Annotated in this window: 15 protein-coding genes; 11 read left to right on the plus strand and 4 right to left on the minus strand. The window is 37.2% G+C overall.

Going from position 1 to position 21,486, the window contains the following annotated elements; genetic code table 11:
• Positions 1 to 840: 840 nt before the first annotated feature.
• Positions 841 to 1,191 carry an FEKKY domain-containing protein gene (locus ASU31_RS24415; RefSeq protein ID WP_057934862.1) on the minus strand — a complete coding sequence of 117 codons (351 nt, stop codon included), beginning with the start codon at positions 1,189 to 1,191 and terminating at the stop codon, positions 841 to 843.
• A 15-nt stretch (positions 1,192 to 1,206) separates the two neighbouring features.
• The gene (locus tag ASU31_RS24420; protein ID WP_167346240.1) at positions 1,207 to 2,055 is read right to left on the minus strand and encodes an energy transducer TonB; all 849 of its coding nucleotides are present in this window, start codon (positions 2,053 to 2,055) and stop codon (positions 1,207 to 1,209) included.
• A 202-nt stretch (positions 2,056 to 2,257) separates the two neighbouring features.
• On the opposite strand from ASU31_RS24420, the gene ASU31_RS24425 reads away from it, so the two are divergent.
• The 3 genes from ASU31_RS24425 (at position 2,258) to ASU31_RS24435 (ending at position 7,084) form a co-directional block, all read left to right on the plus strand.
• Entirely contained in the window at positions 2,258 to 4,432 is a 2,175-nt protein-coding gene (locus ASU31_RS24425) for a glutamine synthetase III family protein (RefSeq protein ID WP_057934864.1), read from the plus strand.
• A gap of 651 nt (positions 4,433 to 5,083) precedes the next feature.
• Complete coding sequence (locus ASU31_RS24430) at positions 5,084 to 6,265, plus strand: AIR synthase related protein (RefSeq protein WP_057934865.1); 1,182 nt, start codon at positions 5,084 to 5,086, stop codon at positions 6,263 to 6,265.
• Positions 6,266 to 6,448: 183 nt separating this feature from the next.
• Positions 6,449 to 7,084 carry an acetyltransferase gene (locus ASU31_RS24435; RefSeq protein ID WP_057934866.1) on the plus strand — a complete coding sequence of 212 codons (636 nt, stop codon included), beginning with the start codon at positions 6,449 to 6,451 and terminating at the stop codon, positions 7,082 to 7,084.
• Between the two features lie 97 nt (positions 7,085 to 7,181).
• Here ASU31_RS24435 and ASU31_RS24440 read toward each other — a convergent pair whose 3' ends face one another.
• Positions 7,182 to 10,511, minus strand: coding sequence for a TonB-dependent receptor (locus tag ASU31_RS24440; RefSeq protein ID WP_167346241.1), 3,330 nt, complete (start codon positions 10,509 to 10,511; stop codon positions 7,182 to 7,184).
• A 614-nt stretch (positions 10,512 to 11,125) separates the two neighbouring features.
• On the opposite strand from ASU31_RS24440, the gene lpdA reads away from it, so the two are divergent.
• The 8 genes from lpdA to ASU31_RS24485 all read left to right on the plus strand — a co-directional run bounded on the left by lpdA (position 11,126) and on the right by ASU31_RS24485 (position 20,012).
• Positions 11,126 to 12,514 (plus strand): dihydrolipoyl dehydrogenase, encoded by a 1,389-nt coding sequence (gene lpdA, locus ASU31_RS24445; RefSeq protein WP_057934868.1) that lies wholly within the window; start codon positions 11,126 to 11,128, stop codon positions 12,512 to 12,514.
• A gap of 182 nt (positions 12,515 to 12,696) precedes the next feature.
• Positions 12,697 to 13,536: an MBL fold metallo-hydrolase gene (locus tag ASU31_RS24450; RefSeq protein ID WP_057934869.1), complete on the plus strand. Its 840-nt coding sequence runs from the start codon at positions 12,697 to 12,699 to the stop codon at positions 13,534 to 13,536.
• On the plus strand, positions 13,537 to 14,097 hold the full coding sequence (locus tag ASU31_RS24455; protein ID WP_057934870.1) for a GNAT family N-acetyltransferase: 561 nt from the start codon (positions 13,537 to 13,539) through the stop codon (positions 14,095 to 14,097).
• Between the two features lie 114 nt (positions 14,098 to 14,211).
• A complete protein-coding gene (locus ASU31_RS24460; protein ID WP_057934871.1) occupies positions 14,212 to 14,571 on the plus strand; it encodes a hypothetical protein in 360 nt (119 codons plus the stop codon).
• A 735-nt stretch (positions 14,572 to 15,306) separates the two neighbouring features.
• Complete coding sequence (locus ASU31_RS24470) at positions 15,307 to 15,834, plus strand: ferritin (RefSeq protein ID WP_057934873.1); 528 nt, start codon at positions 15,307 to 15,309, stop codon at positions 15,832 to 15,834.
• Between the two features lie 688 nt (positions 15,835 to 16,522).
• Positions 16,523 to 17,971, plus strand: coding sequence for a circularly permuted type 2 ATP-grasp protein (locus tag ASU31_RS24475; RefSeq protein ID WP_057934874.1), 1,449 nt, complete (start codon positions 16,523 to 16,525; stop codon positions 17,969 to 17,971).
• A gap of 10 nt (positions 17,972 to 17,981) precedes the next feature.
• On the plus strand, positions 17,982 to 18,917 hold the full coding sequence (locus ASU31_RS24480; RefSeq protein WP_057934875.1) for an alpha-E domain-containing protein: 936 nt from the start codon (positions 17,982 to 17,984) through the stop codon (positions 18,915 to 18,917).
• Positions 18,918 to 19,025: 108 nt separating this feature from the next.
• Positions 19,026 to 20,012 (plus strand): transglutaminase family protein, encoded by a 987-nt coding sequence (locus ASU31_RS24485; protein WP_057934876.1) that lies wholly within the window; start codon positions 19,026 to 19,028, stop codon positions 20,010 to 20,012.
• A 66-nt stretch (positions 20,013 to 20,078) separates the two neighbouring features.
• On the opposite strand, the gene ASU31_RS24490 is transcribed toward ASU31_RS24485, so the two are convergent.
• Positions 20,079 to 21,410 carry a MutS-related protein gene (locus ASU31_RS24490; RefSeq protein WP_057934877.1) on the minus strand — a complete coding sequence of 444 codons (1,332 nt, stop codon included), beginning with the start codon at positions 21,408 to 21,410 and terminating at the stop codon, positions 20,079 to 20,081.
• Between the last annotated feature and the right edge of the window lie 76 nt (positions 21,411 to 21,486).

The raw sequence follows: 21,486 nt of genomic DNA on the forward strand, positions 1-21,486 counted from the left end.
AAAAACCATCATCCATTTTTTGTTTAAACACATTCGTCATCTCGAGCGGCCCCGATAGCTATCGGGTGCAACGGAGTCGAGAACCCGAAGGCCCAGCGAAGCTAAATCTGTGGAGATAGATCTCTCCATTTCACTACCGATGAAACCTGTGAAGCAAGCATACCATGATAGATAACAACAGATGCTTAAACCGTCATTTCGATCCGATAGCTATCGGATCGAAATGACGGTTTTCTTGTATTATTCTAAATGATTTATTTTATCATGAAATGAGCGTTCCGCCTTTCATAGCTACTGTACACCCGCCATCGCTTATAGTCCTCATTCCGCTGCACTTCACTGCGGGCTAACCGCTCTGTCGGGTTTATTGAACAAAAGCCTACCCTTCGGCATAAGACTTGTTTCTGCCCCCAGATTAAACCTTTAATAGCACCACCAGCCTTGCCACCTAAACCCGACCGAAGTGGAAAACCCGCAGTCTGAGGTACGAGGGCGAGGATTTGAAACGAAGGGCGGGACTGTAATGACAAAAAAGTTCTGGTCTTGCTTTCCAAAAAGTCAACAATAAATATTTACCCGTAGAAGCAGCTTTATAGATATATTCCCGTTTCGTTATTGATTAAAAACCGGGACAGGCTAACAGTTCACTAGCACAAAAAAAACGGCCTGGGCACCGCCCAAACCGTTTCAATTTACCCAACCTCACAATTTTCTACAAGAGCATTAATAGAAAAATCATTTAGGCATTTTCACCGAGGTGTTGTCGTCATGCTGAACTTGATTCAGCATCTTTCCTTTCGATAGACCCTGAAACAAGTTCAGGGTGACGGTTTTATCTTCCTAAATCCCCTGAATATCTCCCCTAACCTCTTTACGCCAATCCTTTCCATATTTACGGTCCATAAAAGAAGCTACAACTTTATTATAATCATTAATGGAAATATTTACGGGCATTACACAGCCAAATTCAGAATAAGCAATACCATATTTCTTTTCAAATAATTCCTGTCCTTTAACATAAGTAGATACGATACCACCGCGAAGCAGAAACTTCACGCGCCCCCTCTTTAAGTCGGCATTAGCCAGCTTAATGCTGTACACTTTCGCACTATCTACTACTATTTTAGCCTTAGCATTTAATTGTACAGCTGCAAAACAGAGAAAGATAAATATTGGAACGAGCTTTTTCATCTTAACTATTTTAGTTTAATTAGAAATCTGAAAGTTAATCGCCATATTATACCTTACACGCACCGGAACCCCTTTATTTTTCCCTGGCTTCCATAGCGGCGATTTTTTAATAACTTTAATCGCTTCTTCATCGCAGCCAAACCCAATCCCTTTAATTACGGATACATCGGTAATCGAACCATCTTTCTCCACTACAAAACTCACAAATACCTTTCCCGCAGCGCCTTCCTCCTGAGCTCTTGATGGATACCTTAAATTACGTTCCATATATTTAGACCATGCTTTTGCCCCACCGTTAAACTCAGGATATTCATCTACTCCACCAATAGTTAAAATAGCGTTCGGATCACCATTTTCTGTACCTTCCTCAGCTGTCCCATTTCCATCCCCACTACCCTTATTATCAGTTGAAACTGCATTAGGAGCAACAACACCATCTTGTGTTTTATCACTGATCACTGCATTCTGTATTTCTTTAATCGTTGGCGGATCAGCAATATCCACTTTATTAACCACCACCACCTGAGAAGGAAGCGCTATTGTTTTAACCTTTACCGGATCAGCTTTAGCAGGCTCAACCTTTTTCTCTGGTTCAGGGATCTTTGGTTTCATCTCGTGGATTACTTTAGTTAAATCAACAGGCCTTGCAATTTCTACAAGTACCTCTTCTTTTGGAAACAGTTTCGCATAAATCAAAGGAGAAAAACACAAGAGGATAAAAAGGCTTCCAGATACGAAAAGTGCTCTTGTCATAATCGATGAAGATTTAGACCTTAATTCATAAGCACCATAGTTTTTGTTGCGGTCTGCAAATACAAGATCGAGCCACTCGGTTTTGTATACGTTAATTAAAGAGTTGAACATAGCTTTTAGTTTTATAGCATGATGCGGCAAAATCGGCAATTCCATAAAACATTTAAAAAATCTATTTTCTTTACAAAAAATGAAATTTTTCATCTGAAAAACATTTTTTTATTTCATTTTCAATAAAATTGATAAAAATAATACGATTCTTTTACGAGAATTAATAAAATATACTATTTTTGACAAAAAACATAACAAATTAATGAAAAGCTTAAGAACCATCGCATTAAAAGAGGCTCAAAACAGAATTTCACCAGAAGTTAAAGCACCAGCGGCAAAAATTTCTGACTTTTTTGGCGCTAATGTATTTGATAAGAGAAAAATGAGAGATTTCTTATCTAAGGACGTATATGAAAAATTAATATCATCTATCAACCAGGGTGAGTTAATTAATTCTGACGATGCCAACCAAATTGCAACCGCTATGAAAGCGTGGGCAATGAGTGCTGGCGCAACGCATTATACGCACTGGTTCCAGCCATTAACTGGTACAACTGCTGAGAAACATGATTCATTTTTTGAGCCAAGTGGCGATGGAGCTATCGAGAAATTTGCAGGTAGTGCTTTAGTTCAACAAGAGCCAGATGCTTCTAGTTTCCCTAACGGTGGTATCCGTAATACTTTCGAAGCTCGTGGTTATACTGCTTGGGATCCTTCTTCTCCAGCTTTTATCATGGAAAGCAAAGCAGGTAAAACACTATGTATCCCTACAGTATTCGTATCTTATACCGGAGAAGCCTTGGATTATAAAGCACCTTTATTAAAAGCATTAGCTGCGCTTGATAAAGCTGCTGTTGATGTTTGCCAATATTTCGATAAAAGCATTACTAAAGTAAATGCATCTTTAGGTATCGAACAAGAATATTTCCTGGTTGATGAGTCATTGTTCAATGCTCGTCCCGATTTATTATTAACAGGCCGTGCTTTATTCGGACACATGTCTGCTAAAGGCCAACAATTAGAGGATCATTATTTCGGTTCTATCCCTGAGCGCGTATTCAGCTACATGGTAGATTTCGAAAACGAAGCTTTAAAATTAGGTATTCCTTTAAAAACCCGTCACAATGAGGTTGCTCCATCTCAGTTTGAGTGTGCACCGATTTATGAAGAAATCAACCTGGCTATCGATCACAATCAATTATTGATGGATTTGATGGAAAAAGTTGCCCGTCGTCACCATTTCCGTGTATTATTACACGAAAAACCATACGCAGGTATCAACGGATCAGGTAAACACAACAACTGGTCGTTAATTACCGATACCGGTAAAAACTTATTGGCACCAGGTAAAACACCTAAAAACAACTTAATGTTCCTTGCTTTCTTTGTAAACACAATTAAAGCCGTTAGCGAGCATGCCGATTTATTACGTGCAAGTATTGCATCAGTGAGCAACGATCACCGTTTAGGTGCTAACGAAGCGCCACCTGCAATTATCTCTATCTTCTTAGGTTCTCAATTGAACGATGTATTAGATGAGATTGAGCACTCACGTATCAGCAAAAAAATCAAAGAAGATAACGCACTTTGGTTAGGTATCCCTAAAATCCCTCAGATTTTATTAGATAATACCGACCGTAACCGTACTTCTCCTTTCGCATTTACAGGTAACAAATTTGAGCTTAGAGCTGTTGGATCTTCAGCAAACTCTTCTGCTCCAATGACGATCTTAAACGCGATTATGGCTGAGCAATTGGTTAAATTTAAAGTTGAAGTTGATAAATTGATCAAAAAAGGTGATAAAAAAGACATCGCTTTATTAACAGTGATCAAAAAATACATCAAAGAATCTAAAGGTATCCGTTTCGAAGGTAATGGTTACAGCCAGGAGTGGGAAGATGAAGCTGCAACACGCGGTTTATCAAACATCAAAACTACACCAAAAGCTTTAGATGCTTATTTAACTGAAAAATCTGCTGAGTTATTTGCAACAACAGGTATTTATAGCGCACGTGAGATTCATGCCCGTCATGAAATCATGTTAGAAAACTTCTATAAAAAACTACAGATCGAAGCACGCGTAATGGGCGAAGTGGCTAACACTGCCATTATCCCAGCTGCAATTGCTTACCAAAACTCTTTAATCGAAAACGTACAGGGATTAAAAGCAATTGGTGTAGATAGCAAAGTTTCTATCGATATCGTTAAAAAATTATCAGAGCATTTAGAAATTGTTAAAACCAATATCGATGCGATGTTAGAAGAACGTAAATTAACCAACAAAATCGAAGATACCCGCGAGAAAGCGATTGCTTACGATGAGAAAGTTAAATCTTACTTCGATATCATCCGTTACCATGCTGATAAATTAGAGCAAATTGTTGACGATAGCGTTTGGCCTTTACCAAAATTCAGAGAATTATTATTCATGAAATAGATTTTAAGCCGTAAGGTTTAAGGTATAGGGCGTAAGGTTTAACTTTACGCCCTTTTTTGTTGGTTCATTAGTAATTGGTTCATTGGTTTAGCAATCTGCCAACTGAAAATTGCAAACTAGTTAATCATTTAATTGTTGAAATTAATTACTTTAATCCCCCTGCTCGCCGTCCTCCTGAACTTGATTCAGGATCTATTCAAAAAGTGGTTTACCCTGTCAAAGACTTTTTTTTGGAAAGCAATACCACTGCTCATCGGTTAATCCAGTCCTGCTTTCCTTCCTGCTGTAAAGTCTCCTCCATTTTTTAAATCCATTGTTTACAGCATCCATGCAATCAGGTTTATTTAAGACAGGCCTATGCAGGGAAAACCAGCCACAAAGAACAACCCTCAGGATCCTAAGCCCGATTGTACGATCCCGACGTAAAGTCGGGAGAGGAAAAGCGGGGCTGCAAGCCGCATGAAAAACCAACCTTCACTTTTAAAAAACAAAACGCTACCATTTACAACCTTAAACCTCTGTGCGCTTTGTGCCTTCGTGATAAACAAACTTAGGTGCCCTACCTGGTAAAAAAGCCTTGCCATTTAGCCATAAAAAACCTTAAGTATTTAGCTTTAGTCTTTCCCCTTAAAACCTTATCTTTGCGCCAACATGAGTGATAACAGGTACAATCAACGTGGCGTTTCTGCCTCAAAAGAAGATGTGCACAATGCCATCAAAAACATCGATAAAGGAATTTTCCCTAAAGCATTCTGCAAAATCATCCCCGATATTTTAGGTGGTGATGAGGAATATTGCAATATCATGCATGCAGACGGCGCAGGTACCAAATCTTCTTTAGCTTACGTATACTGGAAAGAAACCGGAGATATTTCAGTGTGGAAAGGTATTGCACAAGATGCCATCATCATGAATATCGACGATTTAATCTGTGTTGGTGCTACCGATAACATTTTGTTATCCTCAACCATTGGAAGGAACAAAAACCTGATCCCTGGCGAAGTGATTGCTGCTGTAATTAACGGTACAGAAGAAATTTTAGCTGATTTGCGCGAACAAGGCATCTCGATTTATTCTACCGGCGGCGAAACTGCTGATGTTGGCGACTTAGTGAGGACCATTATCGTCGATTCTACCGTAACCTGCCGCTTAAAGCGCGAACATATCATCAGCAACGATAACATTCAGCCAGGCGACGTAATTGTGGCACTAGCATCATCCGGACAGGCCACATACGAAACCGAATACAATGGTGGTATGGGATCGAATGGATTAACCTCTGCCCGTCACGACGTTTTTGATAAAACAGTAGCCAATAATTACCCTGAAAGTTTCGATCCGGCTGTTCCATTCGATCTGGTTTTCTCCGGAAAGAAACAACTAACAGAAGAAATAGATATTGAAGGATTTGGCAAAACTACGGTAGGTAAATTGGTATTATCTCCTACGCGTACCTATGCACCTGTAATTAAAAAGATTTTAGAAAGCTATCGCAGTCAGATTAATGGTATTGTACATTGCAGCGGTGGTGCACAAACCAAGGTATTACACTTCATCAATGATGATATCCACGTCATCAAAAATAACTTATTTCCCATCCCTACCCTATTTAAATTGATTCAGGAACAATCGGGCACCGATTGGAAAGAAATGTACAAGGTATTTAACATGGGGCACCGCATGGAATTATATGTTCCTCAGGAAATTGCCGAAAGTATTATCGAAATATCAAAAAGCTTTAATATCGATGCGCAGATTATCGGTCGCGTAGAAAAAGGCGATCAGAAACAGGTGACTATCGAAAGCGAAAAAGGAACTTTCGTTTATAATTAAGAAATAAAAAGTAACAAAAAGCTGTGTTGAGATTCTCTTCACGGCTTTTTTATTGCAATATTTTCACAAAACCCTATTATATCTTTATCGATACATTTTTAAGTTTTATCGATACATCATTTAATTTTGCTGATATAAATGTATATTGGATTTAAATGAATTACTCCAAATAGGAATAACGTTATGATCAATGTATACCTTCTTGGTGCAGGCAAACATGCTACAGAGCTTAGCGAATATTTAAACGGCAATAACGAATATCAGTTAGCAGGATATGTAATAAACTTGGATAATGCCATTAATCATCCAAATATAGCCAAGCCTGTTATTTCTTTACCATCCTTTTTAGAAAAACATCCTATTGCTTTAGATATTGCATTAATTGGTGCAATAGGCACTTATGAAAGAAAATCGATCATTGAGCTATTAGAAAACAAAGGCTATCAATTCATCAATATCATCCATCAACACAATTACATCAGTCCTGCTATTAAAATTGGTTATGGCAACTGTATTGCCCCAGGCTGTGTAATCAATGCAAATGTGCATATCGGGAACCATTGTATTGTTAATTCAAACTGCAATATCAGTCACGATTGCATACTAGAAAACTATGTGACCATTTCTCCGGGCGTAACCATTGCCGGAAATGTGCAAGTTAATGAAGGTGTTTTTATCGGATCTGGCGCAACAATAATCCCAGGCATAACGATTGGAGAGGGAGCCTATATAGCCGCAGGAGCTTGTGTAACAAAAGATGTTCCGCCGCATGTGATGGTTGCGGGTGTACCTGCAAAGGTTAAGAAAACAATAGATTAAGCAATCTGAATTAATAAACACTTCAGAAGTTGATATAAATAAAAAATCCCCGATCGAATGATCGGGGATTTTTTGTTATAAAGCTGAATCCGTTTAATTAAAAAGAATATCTTAAACCTAACTGAATGCTATAAGTACTATTAACACTAATATCATCTTGCAATGGATCAGTAATTAGTTTACCTGCAACATTTTGAAGGTTATAAACTGGTTGGTTGTTTGTACCAATACTTCTAAAAGTTAATGGGTTATTGATCACATATCTCTGGTAAGTACCCCACTTTTTATTTAACAAATTACTAAAGTTGATAATATCTGCACTAAACTGTAAAGTTTGTCTACCACTTTTTCCAGTCTTCACGAAGATATCCTGTAAGAATCTAACATCAAATTTGTTAAACCAAGGTAATGTCGCTGCATTTCTTTTAGCGTATTCACCTCTATGTTTACTTAAATATTTAGAATTATTTATAAACTCTTCGAAAGCTGCAGTTTGTTGAGCAACCGAATAAGTCACTGCCGTTGCACCTGTGCCCACAGTATAAGCTGCAAAGTTCGTTTCACCAGCACGAGGAATATACATTAAATCTGCACTACTATTTCCATCACCATTTAAATCTCCATTTACTACATAGCTATAAACGCCCTGAGTCATTCCTTGATAGAATAGAGAGATAGTTGTAGCAAAATGGTTAGCATATTCTAAACGGTAAGACAAATTACCAACTACACGATGAGGAACAGCATAAGCTGAATTACCTAGTTCTTGATTATTTGACGTACCAACATTAGGATTTGAATTCCATACAGAACTTGCTGTACTTCCTGGGTTAGCAGTAACTTCTTTAGCGATAGAATAAGTATAAGCAATCGATCCAGAGAAACCATTAGAATACGATTTGCTCAATTGAGCTGTCAATGAAGATGCAAAACCTTTAATTGTATTTTCAAGAACAATAGCAGAGGTTGTTCCAGCGTTTAAACGATTACTACCAATAATACGTGGACGTGTAAGTCCGCCTTCATTAATGATACCGTTAGCATTAGGCAAGTTTGCATTACGCATGCGAACTGCATTGATGTCTTTAGTATATAGTCCGTCAAAAGTAAACATATAACCACTACCTAGGTTTTTATCAATTCCTAAATTAGCTCTTAAAACTTTTGGAAACTTAAAATCATCATCCATAAAAACAACAGCAGGAGGACTAGATGTTCCCGCAGCAGTTGGAAATAAATTTGCATATGCCGCAGGATTGCTGCTAAATTTAATGTTTGCCAATTGTGCTGCTCCAGCAGTAGTTGCATTACTAATAGCTCCACCAAACTGGTACATACCGGTGTTAGTTGGAATATTCGTTAAGAAAACAAAAGGAATTTTACCAGTAAATACACCTAAACCTCCACGGAATACCAATGATTTATCATCAGAAGTATATCTAATTCCAACTCTTGGAGACAATAGCACTCTACTCTTAGCCCACTTATCAGTATAATAATGCCTTAATGTAGTATTATCGCTTGAGTAAAAATTCAAAGCAGAAGTTGCCGGGTTATTTAATGGATCTTCGTGATAAATAGGCATATCAGCACGTAAACCTAGTGTTAATTTCCAGTTATCGTTCACATTATATTCGTCTTGAATATATGCTCCTGCTTGTCCAATTTTTAATTCAGCTGAATATATTGAGCTTTGACCTGGGATTAATGAATAGGTATAAGCATAATATACTGGAGCCTTGTCAGTTAAAAAATCACTCAATGAGTTGTATGCATAATAACTATTTGCAGGAGCCATGAACATGTTACCTGTTTTCTGATACTCATAGGTTAATCCAGCAGTTAATGTATGTTTTCCTGCATAATAAGTAAAGTTATCAGTCACACTATATACATCATTGATAACATCGTTATTTAATGTATATGGGTCCATTCCAGCGGTAATGAAGTTACCACCGTTCCCATCATATATATCTATAGTTGGAAAAATGCCTCCGTTATAAGTTCTAGTAGCCTGATTTTTAGTTAAAGCAAGTAATAATTGATTTGAAGCTTTATTACTTAATTTACTATTTAGCTCAAGAGTACCTGTTCTAGTCGTGTTTTCAAAAGCATAATTAGAATTAGAAAAAGCGAACGATTTTGGTCCAAAACGATTGTTAGGAGCTCTTGATATAGTAGATAATATCGGCGCACCAGTAGTAGGATTTGTACCAGATGTTACTCTGAAACCGGCACCGTTTGGCGTACTTGTCAAATTTAACTGCTGATCGTCATTACCTTTAAAATCACTAAATTTTAATGTTAATTTATTACTATTATTAATGTTCCAATCTAATTTTGCAAGGATTTTATGGTTATCAGTTGCAAATGAAGGGAAATCTGTATAAGATCCGGGATCATAGCCAAATTTCGTTTTTAAGTAATCTGAAACGGATTTTAAGTCTGTAACACTAGTTGATGATGGTAAACCTGAGCCACCAGATCCGGCAGCGTAATAGTTGATACCTGGTTTAGTATTTTCTTCCTTTTCTGCATTAACAAAGAAGAATAATTTATTCTTAATAATTGGACCGCCCAAAGTAAAACCATAAGTTTGAGATTTTGAGCTAACAATTGTTGAGCTAATATCGTTATCACCCACATGTTTCCCTAAAAAACTTTGATCTCTGTAAAACCCGTAAGCTGAACCATGAAAAGTGTTAGTCCCGCTTTTTGTTACCGCACTAATATTTGCCCCGGTAAAGCCAGCTTGTCTAACATCGTAAGGTGCAATATTTACTGAAATTTGATCGTAAGAATCTAAAGAAATTGGCTGAGATCCACCACCAGGCAGTGGATCGTTACTTAGTCCAAAATTATTATTTAAGTTTGCACCATCCACTTGGATATTATTGTAACGGGCATCACGACCTCCAAAACTATTCCCACTTGCCTGTGGGGTCAATCTTGTAAAATCAGTTATACTTCTAGTTATTGTAGGTAAACTAGCCAAATCTCTACTAGAAATATTGGTACTCGCCCCAGTTTTTTGAGCTGTAACTTTTTTAGCTGCTTGAACCGTTACTTCACCTAAGGTATTTCCAGAATCATCTAACTTATAATCTAAATTATAAGCTTCACCTAGTTTTAAAAAAATGTCATTAGCTTTTCCCGGTTTAAATCCGATGTAACTTATTTCAACAGAATAAGGACCTCCTACACGCATATTGTTTATTGCGAAGCGGCCATCATTGTTTGTAGAAACAGTATAGGTTGTTCCAGATGGTGTGTGTGTTGCTTTAACAGTTGCACCTGGGAGAATGCCTTTGGCATCCTTTACAGAACCTGTCATTGATGACGTGGTTACCTGTGCAATTGCACTATAAGTAATACCAACGAATGCAACAATAACCAGTACTAATCTTAAAAGTAAAGATTTCTTCATACTTTGTTTTTTAAATGTTTTTTGTTGTTGAATAATAAATCTAATAGGGATATTATGCCGCAAATGTACCCAATAAAATTTAACACATTTTAACATCCAATGTTAAATAATTATTAAGTCAGGCAAAACTTTTCAACATTTAACACATATTGAAGTGATTATAACTTTCAGTTTATCAATACATTGTTTATAAAACTAAATTTTTAATAACGAAATCAACAGTTGATTATAATTTAGGCAGTAAACCTAAGTTAACATTGGTATTTTTCAAATAATACATGTTAACAACATTTTTTAAACCCTAAACATCGCTGTTATTTAACTTTTTGCTAGCTTATCCATATATTATTCGGCAAATCCACCTCATTGTAGTTGTCATTTTTAAACAGAATGCTTAAAACAATATTCAATCATTGTAAATTTTAACTGTTATCTCAACATTGATCTAGCCAATTGACATTTTTTTTTTAGTTTTGAGCGATTGTTGCAGGATGAAGATCCTTTAACTTTTTGTAATCCGGATGTAGGCAACCACGATTATGGGATGAAGCCAGACGAATACAGATAATACAAAACAATTAAAAACAAATCTCTTTAAAATAGATTAAAAACAGATGAATTACGACGTTATTGTTTTAGGCAGCGGCCCAGGTGGTTACGTAGCTGCAATCAGAGCTTCTCAATTGGGACTAAAAGTTGCAATTGTTGAGCGTGAATCATTAGGTGGTATTTGTTTAAACTGGGGCTGTATCCCTACTAAAGCACTTTTAAAAAGTGCTCAGGTTTTCGAATATATTAATCATGCTGCTGATTACGGAATTACTACTGCCGGTGCAACCGCAGATTTTGCTGCTGTGGTAAAACGCAGCCGTGGTGTAGCCGATGGCATGAGTAAAGGCGTTCAATTTTTAATGAAAAAAAATAAAATTGACGTCATTATGGGAACTGGTAAAGTAAAACCAGGAAACAAATTAGAAGTTAAAGGTGCAGATGGTTCTCAACAAGAGCTAAGTGCTAAAAATATCATCATTGCTACAGGTGCCCGTTCAAGAGAATTGCCTAACCTGAAACAAGATGGCAAAAAAATTATTGGCTACCGCCAGGCAATGGTACTTCCTGAACTACCAAAAAGCATGGTAGTAGTAGGTTCTGGTGCTATTGGTGTAGAGTTTGCTTATTTCTATGCTACCATGGGCACAAAAGTAACTATCGTAGAATTTATGGATAACGTTGTTCCGGTTGAAGACGAAGACGTTTCTAAACAATTGTTACGCAGCCTGAAAAAAGTAGGTATCGATATCATGACATCAGCAAGCGTAGAATCTGTTGATACCAGCGGTGCAGGCTGCAAAGTTTCGGTTAAAACAGCATCAGGCATGCAGACTATCGAGGCCGACATCGTGCTTTCGGCAGCTGGTATTGTAGCCAACATCGAAAACATTGGTTTAGAAGAAACCGGTATCAAAACGGAGAAAGGCAAAATCGTTACCGACGAATTCTACAATACTTCAGTTAAAGGTTATTATGCAATTGGCGATGTAGTAGGCGGTCAGGCACTTGCCCACGTGGCTTCTGCAGAAGGCATTATCTGCGTAGAAAAAATTGCTGGTCAGCACGCCGAACCATTAGATTACAACAACATCCCGGGATGTACTTATTGCACGCCAGAAATTGCTTCAGTAGGTTACACCGAAAAAGCAGCTAAAGCAGCTGGTTATGAATTGAAAATCGGTAAGTTCCCATTCTCTGCTTCAGGTAAAGCAAGTGCTGCCGGTGCTAAAGATGGTTTTGTAAAATTAATTTTCGATGCTAAATACGGCGAATTATTAGGCGCACACATGATCGGTGCCAACGTTACCGAAATGATCGCTGAAATCGTAGTTGCCCGTAAATTAGAAACCACTGGCCACGAAATGATTAAATCTGTTCACCCTCACCCTACCATGAGCGAAGCCATTATGGAAGCTGCAGCTGATGCATACGGAGAAGTAATACACTTATAAGGTAGAAGGTTTGAAGGTGGAAGGCATAAGGTGCCACATCGATAAGTAAAACCAATATCATTTACAAAAACCCTTTAGTTAAAGCTGAAGGGTTTTTGTATTTTTAACCAATTCTAATCTTGATACCCGATACTAACTACTTGATACTAATTATTTGGCACTAATTACTCGATACTATAAAAATGAAACTCCATACCATAAACACAGGCTTATTTAAATTAGATGGTGGCGCTATGTTCGGCGTTGTACCCAAGGCCATCTGGCAAAAGACAAACCCAGCTGACGCAAACAACCTTTGCACCTGGGCCATGCGTTGCCTTTTAATTGAAGAAGCTAATCAATTGATTTTAGTGGATACCGGAATTGGGAACAAACAGGACGAAAAGTTTTTCAGTCATTATTACCTGCATGGGGACGACTCGATGGAAAAATCGCTGGCGCAATTGGGCTTCAGTATGGCAGATATTACTGATGTTTTCCTCACACACCTTCATTTTGATCATGTTGGCGGGGCAATAATAAGAGAAAACGGGAAACTGATACCAGCCTTTAAAAATGCACATTATTGGAGTAATGAAAAACATTGGCAATGGGCGGTCGAGCCAAATGCGAGGGAAAAAGCTTCTTTCTTAAAAGAAAACATTCTGCCGATCCAGGAAAGCGGACAGCTTAATTTTATTGATGAAAAAGAAAATATCGAATGGCAGAAAAATATCAATATCAGTTTCGCTTACGGCCATACTGATGCCATGATGTTACCTAAAATCAGTTACAAAGGCAGAACCATTGTGTATATGGCCGATCTTTTACCTTCAGTTGGGCACCTTCCCCTACCTTATGTAATGGCTTATGATATGTTCCCGTTAAAAACCTTGACCGAGAAACAGGCATTTTTAGAAGAAGCCGTAAACAACAACTACATTTTATATCTTGAGCACGATCCGGTTAACGAATGCTGCACTTTACAAAGAACAGAAAAAGGAATCCGCGTTGCCGAAACCTTTAACCTAAGCGATATTTAAATGATCAGACCAGCCAGCCCCGCAGATACAGGAGAAGTTGTACCACTGATTATTCAGGCGATGGGCAAGCTGGCTAAGAAATTAACCAACGTTGAAGATGATGAAATAATTAATCAGATCTTTAAACACTTCTTTCAACAAAAGGACAACCAATACAGTTACGAAAACACCTTGCTTTTTGAAGATGAGGGCAAAATCCTGGGATCTTTAAATGCCTATGATGGCGGAAAACTCCTAAAGCTTCGCCAGCCCTTTTTAGCATACCTGACTGAGCATTACCAGGCCAATCACACCGATCAAGGCACCGAGACCCAAAGCGGGGAATTTTACCTCGATACCATTAGTGTTAATCCACTGGCCCAGGGAAAGGGAATAGGAAAACAGCTCATTAAAGCAGGGATTGATTGGGCTAAACAACTTGGCCACCATCACGTCGGCTTATTGGTAGAAGAAAACAACGACCGGGCATTAAAGCTTTACCAGAATATGGGCTTTGTTATTCAAAATGAAAAACAATTTATGGGTGGCTTGTATCACCACATGGTCTTTAAGCTCAAATAATACCCTCCCCCACATAGCTTTTGCGCCGCTAAACGCTCCACGCCCAGCACGCTTCTCAAATTTATTTTCGTTTTTATTTGTATTTAATCTAAATAATGCCAATTTTTGTACCCGATGGAAAAAGCGTGTATCGATATTAATGAACTGGTTAACGTATTCTCAAATACCCATGGTTCTATTTATCAATCAGATAAATTAAACTGCTTTTATGTAGATTTTGGCGGCAAATTTGCGCGCTTTAATTGCCTGTCGCTTCAAAAATTAAAAAAGGTTGTAGAAGATATTGATATTGAAGCACTCCTTTTAAACACCCACAAAGCTGATTTCGAACTGGTTACCTTTAATGGCTGTGAACACATCTATTTATTAAGTGCTTTAGAAATTATCGCTTTAAAAGATCTGTTACACGGTACTTTTACCATGTTCAAACTAAATCACCTCATCAGCGACTGCCTGTATAGATTGGTTTATTAGTCGTTAGTTCAGTGGTTCATTAGTTTATTGGTAAGTTCAAACTGGTTAATAGCTTAACTGTATAAATTGGTTAATCGGTTAATTGTCTATAATGGATAGCTGCTTACATGAAACTGTCAACTGTTAATTGCCAACTGAAAATTGTACTGTATTAATTACATCCATTTTTCATTCCATTCGGTGCGTCATACTGAACTGGCTTCAGTATCTATTATATTTGGAAAGATCCTGGGATAAACTACCATTGACTTTATTTTATAAATCATTTAAATATGAACGGTTTATGCCGATTTTGTATTTCAGCCCAACTAGGCCGTAGCACCGTATCCCCCGTTCTACTTAAATCCGGCCTAACAAATTTTTCGGTCCGCACTGCCCAAGCCAATCCACTAGCTTCAAAAGAAAAATTTTCAGCCGGTGTTTTTTGTTTCTTTTTGACGCCAAAAAAAAAGAAGCCTGTCCGGCTAGGACTAATAAAATACTTCGTCCTCGAAAATTGCCAGCTGAAAACTGTTAACTGAAAATTGCCAGCCGAAAACTGACCTTTATCCTTCTGATCCTCAAGCACTATCCGTTTCGCGTTATTCTGCTATCCATTCCCATCCCCGCCCCTTATTTAAACTGATTACAAATAACTAATTATCAGCAATTTAGACTAATTTCATATAGCAAATAAATCACACAATATGGTTAATTTGATGTTACCTTTGTATCATTAGTTAAGCAAAGAAAATTATGAAAGACTTAATGCGCATCAAATGTTTAATATCACAGGATATCGAAACATTATTAAATCAGCAGATCAAAAAAGAAGCCCACTCTTCATCACTATATTTATCAATGTCATCTTGGTGTGACCAAAACGGATTCGACTTTTCAGCAGATTATTTCTTAAAGCAATCTGAAGAAGAAAGAGTACACCAGCTTAAATTGTTCAAATATGTTTTGGATATGGGTGGAAACGCAATATCTCCGGAAGTTTCAGGCATCAAAACCGAATTTGCCGGATTTAGAGAGGTTTTCGAAGATGCTTTAGAAGCGGAGATCGCCATTACCCAAAGCTTTAAAAACCTGGCTTCTAAATGCCATAAAGAACAGGATTTTGTAACCATGGAATTCTTAAACTGGTTCTTGAAAGAGCAACGCGAAGAAGAATACAAAGCACGCAGGGCATTAGAATTATTCGAGGTAATTGGCGAAGAAGGCACAGGAAGATGGGAAATTGATAAACACGTGAACAAAATCACTTATTCAGAAGAATAACAACAACAAAACATATATTGAAAGCTATCCCGATCAAAATCAGGATAGCTTTTTTTATATCCAGTTTTTTTGATAAGACATTGTTCTTTTCAATTGCAGTGGCGCATAGTCAAGAATCTATTGGCAACCCTTTATCTCAAGCGATCGTCATGCTGAATTTATTTTACAAGTAGAATAGTGTTTTCAATTGCCTTGTAGCTACTACGTGGTCAGCATCTTTCTGACAAAATAGCCCCTGAAATAAATTCAGGGTGACGCATCGAAGATTATTAATAGAACTCCATCTAATTTATACTGATGGATTCCAACCAGTTAAGTTTCAGATAACAACCGATAATAAAAAGAAAAGCTCCAGTAAAACTGGAGCTTTCTTGGTTTAGGATGTTTGGTTTATGTTGATTATGAATAAGTCTTGATGTTTTTGTAAAAAAAGCGCCGTTACCAGCGCTTTTTTTAAACCAAATATATAATAATAATTAACGAGCATTACAAAAGTACAAACTTTATTCATATTAGCAAGTATTTTTATTAAAAAATTTAAATATTTTAATAAAAAACATATAAAACACTAAAATACAGATACAAAAAATAAACTAAATAGATATAAATCATATAAAAATTAATTTTTTATACAAAAACATTAGTTTTTTACTTACAAAATCATAATTTAAGGAAATATTTAAGCAAAATGATAGAAGATTTTATAAAAAATTACTTTAATCATCCTAAAATTTATGATGAAATGTTCCTAAATGGCGATCATTACAGAGATCATTATTCAAACTTCATCAACAATTTCTCTAAAGAATCGCTCGAGAACCTGAACAAAAAGGAAGAATTGGCTAAAAAGCTGTTCATGAGCCAGGGTATTACCTTTACGGTATACGATAGCGGCGAAGGGATCGAAAAAATCTTTCCTTTTGATATTATCCCGAGAATTATTACGTCAACAGAGTGGAGTTTTATAGAAAAAGGAATAAAACAACGCCTAAAAGCGCTGAATCTTTTCTTAAAAGACATTTATAGCAATCAATTTATCTTAAAAGATCAGATTGTACCTATAAATGTAATTTATTCTTGTCCGCATTTTTTAAGAGAGATGCACAATGTAAATGTATTACACGATATCTATATCCATATTGCCGGGATAGACCTGATAAGAGATCATGACGGAACATTTTATGTATTAGAAGACAACCTGCGCACACCTTCGGGCGTAAGCTATATGCTCGAGAATAGAGAAATCACCAAAAGATTATTCCCCGACCTTATTCCGCAATGCGGCGTAAGAAGTGTAACCGAATACCCTGCCATATTATATAAAAATTTAATGAGCCTCTCTCCCAGGGCCGTTTCAAACCCAACAATTGTACTGTTAAGTCCCGGCATGTATAATTCTGCATATTACGAACATACCACCCTGGCCCGCCTAATGGGGGTAGAACTGGTAGAAGGACGTGATCTGGTGGTTAAAAACCAAAAGGTATTTATGAAAACCACCACTGGCCTGCAACAGGTTGATGTGATTTATCGCCGTGTAGATGACGACTATCTTGATCCACTGGTTTTTAATCCGAACAGCGTACTGGGCGTTGCAGGCCTAATGGGCGCCTATCGCAAAGGTAATGTAGCCATTATTAATGCAATAGGCAATGGTGTAGCCGACGACAAAGCCGTTTATACTTATGTACCAGATATGATCAGGTACTACCTGAACGAAGAACCCATACTAAAGAATGTACCTACCTACCAGCTCAGCAATAAAGATGAGCTCGATTATGTTTTTGCAAACATCAATACGATGGTCATAAAAAAAACCAATGGAAGTGGCGGATATGGCATGTTAATGGGACACGCGGCCAGCGAGCAGGAAACCGAAGAATACAAAATCGAAGTATTGAAAGATCCACGCAATTTTATTGCCCAACCTACCATAAGCCTTTCTTCTGCCCCGTGTTTTATTAACGGAAAACTGGCTCCACGCAGAATCGATCTTCGTCCTTTCGCTTTAAACGGACCAGATGGCATTTCAATTGTGCCAGGTGGCTTAACCAGGGTAGCCTTAAAAGAAGGTTCGCTGGTCGTAAACAGCTCGCAAGGTGGCGGCAGTAAAGATACATGGGTTTTAACTTCTTAGAATACAGAATATGTTAAGTAGAGTTGCATCAAGCTTATATTGGCTAAGCAGATATGTTGAGCGCAGCGATGGTATGCTGCGCATGTTAAAAACAAATTATGCTTCCTCACAAGATACCATACAGGAATTTACCTGGAAGCCCGTAATCAGGATTTTTTCATCAGATGACGAAAATGAACTATTGAATATCCAGCACGATAGCCGTGCCGTGATAGAATACCTCTTGTTAAACCGCGAGAATCAAAATTCTATTTTAAACATCGTTACCCTGGCCCGGGAAAATGCTCGGAGTGTTCAGGAACATATACCTAAAGATTTATGGCAGAGTTTAAACGAATATTACCATGCGGTAAAAGACGAAAAATTATTGTGGCACGTACAGAAGGATGATCCTGTTACAGCCCTGGATGTTTTGATTAAACAGGTCATGTTATATAACGGAACTGCCGACAGTGCGATGGAACGCGGGGAAAGCAGAAGTTTTATGAATATTGGCAAACACCTGGAGAGAAGCATACAGTCAGTCGATATTCTCGACATTAAATTCAGCTCGATAAGCAGTAATCCGGATCTGCTGACGGATATATCCTACTGGAAACATTTATTGCTATCATTAGGTGGCTATGAACTTTACCTAAAAACTTACAGGCAAGGTTTCGATGCAAAAAACATCATCGAATTAGTGATGCTCAACAATGATTTTCCACGGTCGGTACTGTACGCCATGAACAATATTGAAAGATATTTTAACCGGCTAAAGAGCGAAAGCAATATCGAACATTACAACAACTTATCTTTTAAAATAGGGCGTTTAAAAAGTATGATTACCTATAGCTCGGTAAATACCATGAACGAAGAGCAGTTGCATCATTACCTTACAGAGATCAGAGCTGAACTTTTCGGCATCGGAAACCAGCTAAATGAATATTATTTCGCAAATTCATAATTTTTAACCATAGATAGATATGATTAACACAGTTACTATTTCCTTTATTCATTTTTCATCTGTGTTTATCCTTTATAGCTGTGGTAACCTATAATAATAAAAGCCAATATGCCAATTTTCAAAATCAAACATATCACCAATTACAAATATGAATTGCCTGTTCGCGATAGCGCAAATCAGATTATTTTATTTCCGATTAAGGATGATTTTCAAAAAGTGGTTAAACACGACCTGAATATCTCCGGAAGCCCGGAAATTGAAATCTTTATTGATTATTATGGCAATGAAGTAGGCACATTTACCCAAAATGAGCCTCATACCCAGCTGAAAATTTTTTCCAAAGTAAGTGTAGAAACCTTCCCGAAGCCATTGCCGCAAGACGATATGTTTAGCAGCGAGCAGTGGAACAGTTTAAGCGCCTTAAAATTCGAAGTGCCGTATATCGATTACTTGCGCCAAGAAAGTTTCGAGGGCATTAGCCAACTGAAAGAAACAGCGCTGAAGATTAAAGATGCGGAAGATACACCCTATCAAACCGCAATAAAATACTGTGCCGATGTTTTCAATAATTTCGAATACATTAAAGGTGTAACCGCGGTTGACACCACCATAGATGAAATTTTAAAACTTAGAGCAGGTGTTTGTCAGGATTTTGCCCATGTACTAACCGCTATGTTGCGTTTAACAGGTATCCCTGCCAGATATGTGAGCGGTTACATCTGCCCCAATAGAGATGGTATGCGGGGTGAAGGCGCCACCCATGCCTGGGCCGAGGCATATTTACCAGAATATGGTTGGCTGGGCTTAGACCCCACCAATAACTGTATTGCCAACGAAAACCATGTGCGCCTGGCAGTGGGCCGAAATTTTGCCGATTGCTCACCAGTAAAAGGTGTTTACAAAGGTGGTTTCGAACATATTATGGAAGTTAACGTATCAGTAGGTTATAACGATGAAGACTTTAATGATAACGAAACTTATTTTCAGCCAAAAGAAGTGAATTACACTAAGCCATCCGGAACAATAACCACCGCAAGAACACAAAACAGTTATCAACAATATATGGAAGCGATGCAGCAACAGCAACAACAGTAGGCAGTTTTCAGTTTGCAATTTGCAGCTGGCAGTTTCAACATCATCAGGAATAAAAGCAGTGGAGATCTATTTCAAATCTCTGCTGTTTAAAATTTCATCGATCTTCTCATTTTCAATAATCCACATCCCTATCCGTTCATCGGTAATCCCATCCATCAGGTTATAAGTAAATGTAGGTTTGTTATCTTTCATTTTAGTAAAAAGATATTTGAACATGATGTTTTTATTATCTTTCAGTATTTCGGCAACCTCAATAATATGAGTCGAAATCATGAAACAACAATCTTCTATTTTAGAAAATGATTTAATTACAGATAAAGACCCATCAAAAGCGTCTTTTACATTTGTACCCCTAAACAACTCATCAAAAATCACGAAAATATTTTTAGCGATTTTAATCTTCTCAGCAACATGTTTTACCCTTAAAACCTCATTGTAAAAATGGCTATAGCCTTGATTTAAATTATCGGGTAAATTTATAGTCGATATTAGCCCTTGCCAAATACCCGTTTCCATGTATTTTGCAGGAACTGGAAGCCCTAAATGCGCTAAATAAACAGATATACCAACAGACTTTAAAAAAGTAGATTTTCCAGCCATATTACTCCCAGTAAGAAAGCAGACATTCTTCTCCGTTTCGAATTCAATGTCATTAGCAACAGGGTTACTTAAAAAAGGATGAAAAACGCCATTGATACGAAAATGGCGCGCTTTTAGATTTACATTTGGCAGGGTTAAATTAAACTTTCTGGCAGCCTGAACAATAGAAAAATAAGCATCTACCTGATAGATGATATCTAAAAACTTCTTGATCGTTTTCATTTCAGTTTTCTTAAAAATAAAATCAAGTTCCTCTAATTCGAATATGCTGATCTTCTTTTCTTTACGTTCAACTATGTTTTTAACTAATACCTGCTTAAATAAGGAGAACACAACATCATCAAATTCTTTAGCCAGTTCAGGTTTATCTTTATCATTCAATCCGGCAAAAACTTCGCCCAGCTTTTTAAGCAAAAAAATTATTTCTTTTATGCCTTTCTCTTTTAAATAATAGCCCTGGTTTGGATAAAAGAAATAATTGACAGACTTCGTTAATGCTGATATCCTGGAATAAGACTTGATTTTAGCAAATTGCATCAGATAGCTTTCAACAAAATCGATATTGGTGCGGTCAAAATTTAAATTACCTGAATAACCTGAAAGATATTTTATTACATGCTGCCGTTCGTTAATGACCTGAATATCTGTAGATGGTGTTCTAAAAATATCGATTAGTTTATCCCTGCCCTTAATCGTTGAAGTAAAATTGAATAGTGAAAACACACTTTTATTTAAACCATAAGCCTCAAATATGTTTAAATCAGCTAAGGTTTGTTTATCTATATCAAACTTATTCATGAGGCGCTGTAGATGGATATCCTAAAATTGTTTTTATCTATAAATCTTTTCAAGATAAGAATTTACCATGAGAGTT

The sequence above is a fragment of the Pedobacter ginsenosidimutans genome (assembly GCF_001442625.1).
In the GTDB taxonomy this organism is placed as follows: domain Bacteria; phylum Bacteroidota; class Bacteroidia; order Sphingobacteriales; family Sphingobacteriaceae; genus Pedobacter; species Pedobacter ginsenosidimutans.